The organism is Roseicyclus marinus, assembly GCF_030163795.1.
Taxonomy (GTDB): Bacteria; Pseudomonadota; Alphaproteobacteria; order Rhodobacterales; family Rhodobacteraceae; genus Roseicyclus; species Roseicyclus marinus.
In genome coordinates, this window is record NZ_JASJOF010000004.1 from 319,858 (window position 1) to 326,868 (window position 7,011).

At 67.7% G+C, this 7,011-nt stretch carries 9 protein-coding genes; 8 read left to right on the forward strand and 1 reads right to left on the reverse strand.

Going from position 1 to position 7,011, the window contains the following annotated elements; all coding sequences use genetic code 11:
- The first annotated feature begins 91 nt into the window (after nt 1–91).
- From QQK63_RS08785 to QQK63_RS08805, 5 genes are all read left to right on the forward strand, one after another.
- The gene (locus QQK63_RS08785) at nt 92–823 is read left to right on the forward strand and encodes a CDP-alcohol phosphatidyltransferase family protein (protein WP_277823662.1); all 732 of its coding nucleotides are present in this window, start codon (nt 92–94) and stop codon (nt 821–823) included.
- Entirely contained in the window at nt 799–2,463 is a 1,665-nt protein-coding gene (locus tag QQK63_RS08790; RefSeq protein WP_277823665.1) for a sulfatase-like hydrolase/transferase, read from the forward strand. The genes QQK63_RS08785 and QQK63_RS08790 overlap by 25 nt, the downstream gene beginning before the upstream one ends.
- A gap of 3 nt (nt 2,464–2,466) precedes the next feature.
- The gene (locus tag QQK63_RS08795) at nt 2,467–3,411 is read left to right on the forward strand and encodes a lysylphosphatidylglycerol synthase transmembrane domain-containing protein (protein ID WP_277823667.1); all 945 of its coding nucleotides are present in this window, start codon (nt 2,467–2,469) and stop codon (nt 3,409–3,411) included.
- Between the two features lie 512 nt (nt 3,412–3,923).
- Complete coding sequence (locus tag QQK63_RS08800; RefSeq protein WP_277823710.1) at nt 3,924–4,262, forward strand: TfoX/Sxy family protein; 339 nt, start codon at nt 3,924–3,926, stop codon at nt 4,260–4,262.
- Nucleotides 4,263–4,417: 155 nt separating this feature from the next.
- Nucleotides 4,418–4,663, forward strand: a complete 246-nt coding sequence (locus tag QQK63_RS08805) for a hypothetical protein (protein WP_277823669.1) — start codon at nt 4,418–4,420, stop codon at nt 4,661–4,663.
- Between the two features lie 67 nt (nt 4,664–4,730).
- On the opposite strand, the gene QQK63_RS08810 is transcribed toward QQK63_RS08805, so the two are convergent.
- Nucleotides 4,731–4,916, reverse strand: coding sequence for a response regulator transcription factor (locus tag QQK63_RS08810; RefSeq protein WP_277823712.1), 186 nt, complete (start codon nt 4,914–4,916; stop codon nt 4,731–4,733).
- A 218-nt stretch (nt 4,917–5,134) separates the two neighbouring features.
- Here QQK63_RS08810 and rfbC point away from each other — a divergent pair, with 218 nt between their 5' ends.
- The 3 genes from rfbC to QQK63_RS08825 form a co-directional block, all read left to right on the forward strand.
- Nucleotides 5,135–5,707: a dTDP-4-dehydrorhamnose 3,5-epimerase gene (gene rfbC / locus QQK63_RS08815; protein WP_277823671.1), complete on the forward strand. Its 573-nt coding sequence runs from the start codon at nt 5,135–5,137 to the stop codon at nt 5,705–5,707.
- A complete protein-coding gene (gene rfbB / locus QQK63_RS08820) occupies nt 5,704–6,747 on the forward strand; it encodes a dTDP-glucose 4,6-dehydratase (RefSeq protein WP_277823673.1) in 1,044 nt (347 codons plus the stop codon). The genes rfbC and rfbB overlap by 4 nt, the downstream gene beginning before the upstream one ends.
- On the forward strand, nt 6,744–7,011 hold a 268-nt coding region (locus QQK63_RS08825), incomplete at its 3' end, for a sugar nucleotide-binding protein (protein WP_284283196.1). The genes rfbB and QQK63_RS08825, both read left to right, overlap by 4 nt.

The following is a 7,011-nucleotide window of genomic DNA, read 5'->3' on the forward strand; positions in this document are numbered from 1 at the left end:
CTTTCGAAAAGGGCAGCTAGGGCTAGGCCCATGGGCTTCAAGCAATGTGACAGGCGCTTGACAGTATCCGCGCCGCGCTAGACTTGGAGCCATGAACGAGCTTGATCCTGTCATGATGTCCCCCACCCGGCCGCCCCTGTCCGAGCCGCAGCGCCAGTTCCTGCGCGCGTCAGCGGCGGGCGTTGTCCTTGTGCTGGCTGCGGGTCTTGCGCTGGTCGGGATCGATGCGGCGCTGTGGCTTGCTCTGGCGGGCTACGGCCTGGGCGTTGGGCTGGTGCTTGTGCTGCTTCGGCGGGGGTATCCGCACGGGCGGCTTGGCCTGTGCAACAGGGTGACGCTGGCGCGGCTGGCGCTGACGGCGGCGCTGTTGGCCCCGCTGGTGGGTCCGGCATCGGCTTGGGTCGTGCCTGCGATCGCCGTTCTTGCCCTGTCGCTCGATGGGGTGGACGGATGGCTGGCGCGGCGCGAGGATCTGTGCTCGGAGTTCGGGGCGCGGTTTGACATGGAGGTCGACAGCGCGCTGGCGCTCATCTTGGCGCTGAACGCGCTTGTCGCGGGGACGGCGGGCTGGGTCGTGCTGCTGATCGGGCTGCCGCGCTATGCCTTTGCAGCGGCGGGGTTGGCCTTTCCATGGCTCGAGGGTGCCTTGCCCGAACGGTTCAGCCGCAAGGCGGTGTGTGTCGCGCAGATCGCGACGCTGATCGCGCTGCAAGTGCCGCTGGTCCCCACGGAGGTGGCCAACCCGGTCGTGGCGGCGGTGGCCTTGGCGTTGATCTGGTCCTTCGGAAAGGACATCTTGTGGCTGCGGCAGTCCCGACCTTGACCCGGTTTCGCCTGCGCCCTGCCCTGCGCCTGATCCTTGCCGCGCTGGTGCTGCATCTGGTGCTGATCCAGCCCAACCATCCGGCGGCGATGACATGGGGCGCGTTGCGCCTGTTTCCGCTGGAATTGCCGGCGATCCTGCTGGGGTTGATCGCTGTTGGACAGGGCCGTGCGGGCCTGATCCTGCGCAGGCTCCTGGTGGCCGCGCTGGCGGTGATCGCGGCTTTGAAGACGGCGGATTTCGCCATGTTCACGGCGCTGGCGCGGGGGTTTAACCCGGTTTCCGATCTGGCGCTGATCGAGGCGGGCTTGCGATTGCTGACGGGGTCCATCGGGCTTGCCCTGACGGTGCTGGCCGCGAGTGCCGCGCTGATCGCGTTGGCCGCTGTCATCGCGCTTCTGTGGTGGGCGACAGGTGTCTGGGCCGGGGCGGTTGCGCCGCGCCCCCTTGCGCGGTCGGCCGTCGGGGCCGCCGCCATCGTGTCGGGTGCGATCGTCATCGGCGAGATCGGGGACACGATGGGGCGTTGGTCCCTGCCCTACGATCCGCCGGGGGCGGCCTTTACCGCCCGCGTGGGTGTGGAGCGCTGGCAGAGCGGGCGGGCCACGCTGGCCGATCTGCGCGCCTTCGAGGCGGCGGCGGCGCGTGACCCTTGGGCGGAGGCGGGGCCGCGGCTCGACCTGATCGACCGGGACGTGATCGTCGTTTTCGTCGAAAGCTATGGCCGCACCAGCCATGACACGGCGCTGTTTGCCGATCTGCACCGCGCGACGCTGGAGGCGGGCGAGGCCGATCTTGCGGGGCGCGGGCTGTCCATGGCGTCGGGCTACCTCGCCTCGCCCACGCGGGGCGGACAGAGCTGGCTGGCCCATGCGACGCTGGCCAACGGGCTTTGGATCGACGGGCAGACCCGGTACGGGGCGGCGCTGGCCTCGGGGCGCAGGACATTGTTCCACCTCGCGCAGGAGGCCGGGTTTCATACCGCCGCCGTGATGCCGCAGATCACGCTGGATTGGCCCGAAAGCCTCGTCATGGGGTTCGATACGGTGCTGGCGGCCGCGGATCTTGGCTATGCGGGACAGAACTTCAACTGGGTGACGATGCCCGACCAGTTCACCTATGCCGCGATGGACCGGTTGCTGCGCGAGGCGCGGCCCGACGACCGGCCGCTGTTCATTCAACTGGCCACGGGCACATCCCATGCGCCTTGGGTGCCGGTGCCCGAGATGGTCGCATGGGACGATCTCGGCGACGGGCGCATTTTCGACGCGATGGCCGCGGCGGGTGATCCGCCCGACGTGGTCTGGCGCGACCGGGACCGGGTTCGCGCGCAATACCGGCTGGCGGTCGATTACGCGTTGCAGGCGGTGCTGGCCTATGCCGCGCGCCATGCCGAGGATCCGCCGCTGATGATCGTGCTGGGCGACCACCAGGCGGCGGGTTTCGTCGCGCTGGACGAACGGCCCGATGTGCCGATCCATGTGATCGGGCCCGCGCACCTTGTGGAGCGGGCGATGGGCTGGGGCCTGTCGCCGGGCCTGATCCCGCCGCAAGACGCCCCGGTGACCCCGATGGACCGGATGCGCGATCTGATCTTGTCGAGCTTTACCAGCGCGCCGCCGCCGGGCGCGGACAGCTGAGCAATGGACAGGCTGCGCCGCCTTCCTTCGGGTTTCGTCCGCGCGGTGCAGATCGCGGTGGCTGTCGGGCTGATGGCATGGCTATGGCAGGCCGCCGACGGGGCCGAGGCGGCGCGGCATCTGGCCGGGGCGCAGCCTGTGTGGTTGTTCGCGGCGCTGGCGGCCCTGACCGCGCAGACGATCCTGTCGGCGCTGAGATGGCGGGTGACGGCGGCGCAACTGGGCATCGCGATCGACGGCGGAACGGCGGTGCGGGAATATTACCTGTCGCAGATCGTCAATCAGGCCCTGCCGGGGGGCGTGCTGGGCGATGCGGGTCGTGCGGTGCGCGCGCGGGCGCAGGCGGGCCTTTTGGCGTCGGGACAGGCGGTGGCCTTCGAGAGACTGGCCGGGCAGATCGCGATCTTCGCGCTGCTCGTGGTGGCGTTCGTGGTCACGCTGGCCGTGCCGGGCGGGCTGGATTGGCCGGTCTGGGCGATCTGGCCGGTGGCGAGCGTGGTGGGGTTGGGGGTGGCTGTGCCGTCGATCCTGTGGTCTGTGGCGCGGGTTGCGCCGGGGGCTGCGGGCGCGGCGCTGATACGGCTGGGCCAGAACCTGCGCCTGTGCCTGTTCGCGCCCGAGGTGCGAGGGCGGCAGCTGATCCTGAGCCTCGGGACGGCTTTTGCGAATGTCGCGGGGTTCATGTGCTGTGCCGCGGCCATCGGGGCGCCGATCCCGCCCGGTGCGGCGCTGGCGCTGGTGCCGCTGATCTTGTTCACCATGGTCATCCCGATCACGATCAGCGGCTGGGGCCTGCGCGAAGGCGCGGCGGCGGCCTTGTTGCCGCTTGCGGGCCTGACGGCGGCGGAGGCGATGGCGGCAAGCGTGGCCTTCGGGCTGGTCTTTTTGGCCTCGAGCCTGCCGGGGATCGTGGTTGTGCTGCTGGACCGGCCGCGGCGCGCGATCTGAGCGGTTCTGCGGCGGGCGAGAATCAGCGACCGGGGGCGGATGCGTCTGGAAACTGCTTGCGGCCCATCCATGCCGCGTCGCAGCGCGCCCGATTTTCGGGCATCGGATAAATCCACGGCGCCGCGATACAGACTGCTCTGGGCCGAACGGGAAAGAGCGCGCATGGTGAAGGTGTCGGCAGCGGGTCGTTTCTCCTCCCTTCCTTATCGCCCCGCTTTATGACGCGAAAACCCTGCTGGCGGCCCGCCTCCTCGTCTCTCTTCCACATGGTCGGGTCGCCAGCTTTTTTCGCATCCTGCTGCCCCCCCCAATCCCGCTGACAGACGCACGAGCGCATTGATTTTGCCGCCTGCCCCCGGCAGGTTCGCGGTGTCGCAGGGCATGACAGGGGGGCGCGCCACATGCCGCAGGCATCCAATCCGGAAGCTGACGCGCCAATCACGGGCGGGCCTGGCGCCGTTTGGACTGAAGAGGCAGGCACGGATCGCCATAGGCGTGAGCCAGAGACCGGCATCGACGCGGAAGATCCCGTCACCGCGATCCGCAATATCGGCCCGGCGCAGGCCGCGCAGATGGCGCGCGCGGGCATTCCCAGCGCCACGGCGTTGCGCGCGATGGGGGCCGATGCCGCCTACCTCGCCATGCTGCGGAGCGGAACCGAACCGCATTTCATCGCCTATTACGTCCTTCACATGGCGTTGCAGGGTCGGCCGTGGAACGATTGCAAAGGGGCGGAGAAAGCCGCGCTGCGCGCGCGGTTCGACGCGATCAAGGGAGAGGTCGGCGGGGTCCGGGGCGATGCGGCGCTGGAACGGATCCTCGACCAGATCGGAACCGGCTTGCGGCGCTGAGATGCGGGCGACAGGGCACGGGGCGGATTTGCCCGCAGAAAGGGCCTGTTCTGGCCGTAAAGCCATGGATTTTCGGCAAGCTTTCGCCCAAGCAGCCACAGTCGGCGCGGTCGCGGGAGGGGTGTCAATTTTTGAGGCTTGACGGACGGGCGCGCATGGCATCAATCGCGTGCCAGCCCGCCGCAGATGGCGGGACCGAGCAGACCGACCCCATTCAGGCAAACCCAATGAACCCCAATACTTCCGCGCCGCAATACGGCGCCGTGTCCACCAGCCAGCAACAGGGCCAATCCGGCACCACGACGGCAGCCCCGCAGCAGGGCGGACAGATGAGCCCTTCGGCCCAGATCCAGCAATCCGGCCAGCAAGCCCCGCGCTTCACGGATTGGGCCAGCATCTGAGAACCCCAAAGACGAAACGGCCGGGCGATGCCCGGCCGTTTCGGTAAGACCCTCGGCGCGCGAGATCCTAGAGCAGCGCGCGTTCCCGGCTGATCATCACCGCATGGGCGCGATTGCGCGCGTCGAGTTTGCGGCAGATCGCACGCATGCGCATTTTCACCGAAACCTCGCTTATCGCCATATCGCGCGCGATTTCCTTGTTGGTCAGCCCCTCGGCCGCGCGGCTGAGGACGAAATGTTCCTTTTCCGTCAGCGGCGTGTCCGCGCTGGTCTGGGCGCGGCCATGGCCCGCGATCTTCGCGCCCGCGCGGGCGAAGGGTTCTTCGACTGGATCGCCGCCTGACCAAGGGGGTGGTCAGAGCCGCGACAAGCTCGTAAACGGTTGATGATACGGGCCCTCCGTGGTTTCGTGTTGTCAGGTGTTTGCTGGAGTTTGTGCCGTCATGTTCCCTTTTCCGGATGCCGGTTCCGATGCAGGTTGAGCAGACGCCGATCCCCGGCCTTCTTCTCATCACGCCCAAGCGGTTCGGCGACCATCGCGGCTTTTTCGCCGAGACCTGGAGCCGGGAAAAACTTGGCGCCCAAGGCGTGACCACAGATTTCGTGCAGGACAACCATTCCCTTTCCGCGCAGGTCGGAACCTTGCGCGGGCTGCATTTTCAGTGTCCGCCCCGCGCACAGGCCAAGCTGGTCCGCTGCGGGCGGGGGGTGCTTTTTGACGTGGCGGTCGACATCCGCCGCGGCTCGCCCACCTATGGTCAGTGGTTCGGGGTCGAGCTGAGTTTTGAGAACGGCAAGCAATTGTTGATCCCTGCGGGCTTTGCCCATGGCTTTGTCACCCGCGCGCCCGAGACCGAGATCATCTACAAGTGTTCCGACAGCTACGCGCCCGAAACCGAGGGCGCGCTGATCTGGAACGATCCGGACATCGGCATCGATTGGGGCCTTGGCGACGCCGCGCCCATCCTGTCGGCCAAGGATGCGGTGGCGGGTGCCTTTGCGTCCTTCGACAGCCCCTTTGCCTATGAAGGGGCGGCATCGTGAAACTGATGGTGACGGGCGGCGCGGGCTTCATCGGATCGGCCGTGGTTCGGCTGGCGGTGGCGCGCGGCCACGAGGTGGTGAATGTCGACAAGCTGACCTATGCGGCCTGTCTCGACAACGTGGCCCCCGTGGCGGGTTCGAACCTCTACAGTTTCGAACAGGCCGATATCTGCGACCGTGCCGCGATGGACCGGATCCTGGCCGATCATCGCCCCGATGCCATTATGCATCTGGCGGCTGAGAGCCATGTCGACCGGTCCATCGACGGGCCGGGCACGTTCATCGACACGAATGTCACCGGCACCTACACCCTGCTCGAGGCCGCGCGCAGTCATTGGACCGGGCTGGGCAAGTCCGATGGCTTCCGCTTCCACCATATCTCGACCGACGAGGTCTACGGCACCTTGGGCGAAACCGGCCTCTTCACCGAAGAGACCGCTTATGCCCCGAACAGCCCCTATTCGGCGTCAAAGGCCGCCTCCGATCACCTTGTCCGGGCTTGGCACGAGACCTACGGGCTACCGGTCGTGATGACGAATTGCTCCAACAATTACGGGCCCTACCACTTCCCCGAGAAACTGATTCCCGTCGTGATCCTGAACGCGCTGGCGGGCAAACCCATCCCGGTCTACGGGCAAGGGCTGAACGTGCGCGACTGGCTTTATGTAGAAGATCACGCCGATGCGCTTCTTCTGGTCTGCGAGAAAGGCGCCGTGGGGCGCGGCTACAACATCGGAGGCAACAACGAGCGGCGCAATATCGATCTGGTCCGCACGATCTGCGCGCTGCTGGACGACCGCCGTCCCGCACATGCGCCGCATGATCGGCTGATCACCTTCGTCGAGGATCGGCCCGGCCATGATCTGCGCTATGCCATCGATGCCACCCGCATCCGCGACGAATTGGGCTGGCAGCCCTCGGTCACGGTGGAGGAGGGGCTGGCGCGGACCGTCGACTGGTATCTGGCCAACGAAGACTGGTGGCGCGCACTTCAGGCGCGCGACGGGGTGGGGCAGAGGTTGGGGAAGGCGGGGTCATGACCCTCCTTGTCTTCGGCACCACGGGCCAAGTCGCCACCGAACTGCGCGCGCTGGCCCCCGTGACTGCGCTTGGCCGCGATGTCGCCGATCTGTCCGATCCTGCCGCCTGCGCCGCCGCGATCCGAGCGCATCGCCCGCGCGCCGTGATCAACGCGGCGGCCTATACCGCCGTCGACCGGGCCGAGAGCGAGGAGGATCTTGCCACCACGATCAACGGCCATGCCCCCGGTGCCATGGCGCGGGCCTGCGCGGATCTGGGCATTC

What these genes read in the sequence shown, in the direction of transcription:
- QQK63_RS08785 (WP_277823662.1), top strand. Translation starts at nt 92, where the DNA reads ATGAACGAGCTTGATCCTGTCATGATGTCCCCCACCCGGCCGCCCCTG.
- QQK63_RS08795 (WP_277823667.1), top strand. Translation starts at nt 2,467, where the DNA reads ATGGACAGGCTGCGCCGCCTTCCTTCGGGTTTCGTCCGCGCGGTGCAG.
- QQK63_RS08805 (WP_277823669.1), top strand. Translation starts at nt 4,418, where the DNA reads ATGGCATCAATCGCGTGCCAGCCCGCCGCAGATGGCGGGACCGAGCAG.
- rfbC (WP_277823671.1), top strand. Translation starts at nt 5,135, where the DNA reads ATGCAGGTTGAGCAGACGCCGATCCCCGGCCTTCTTCTCATCACGCCC.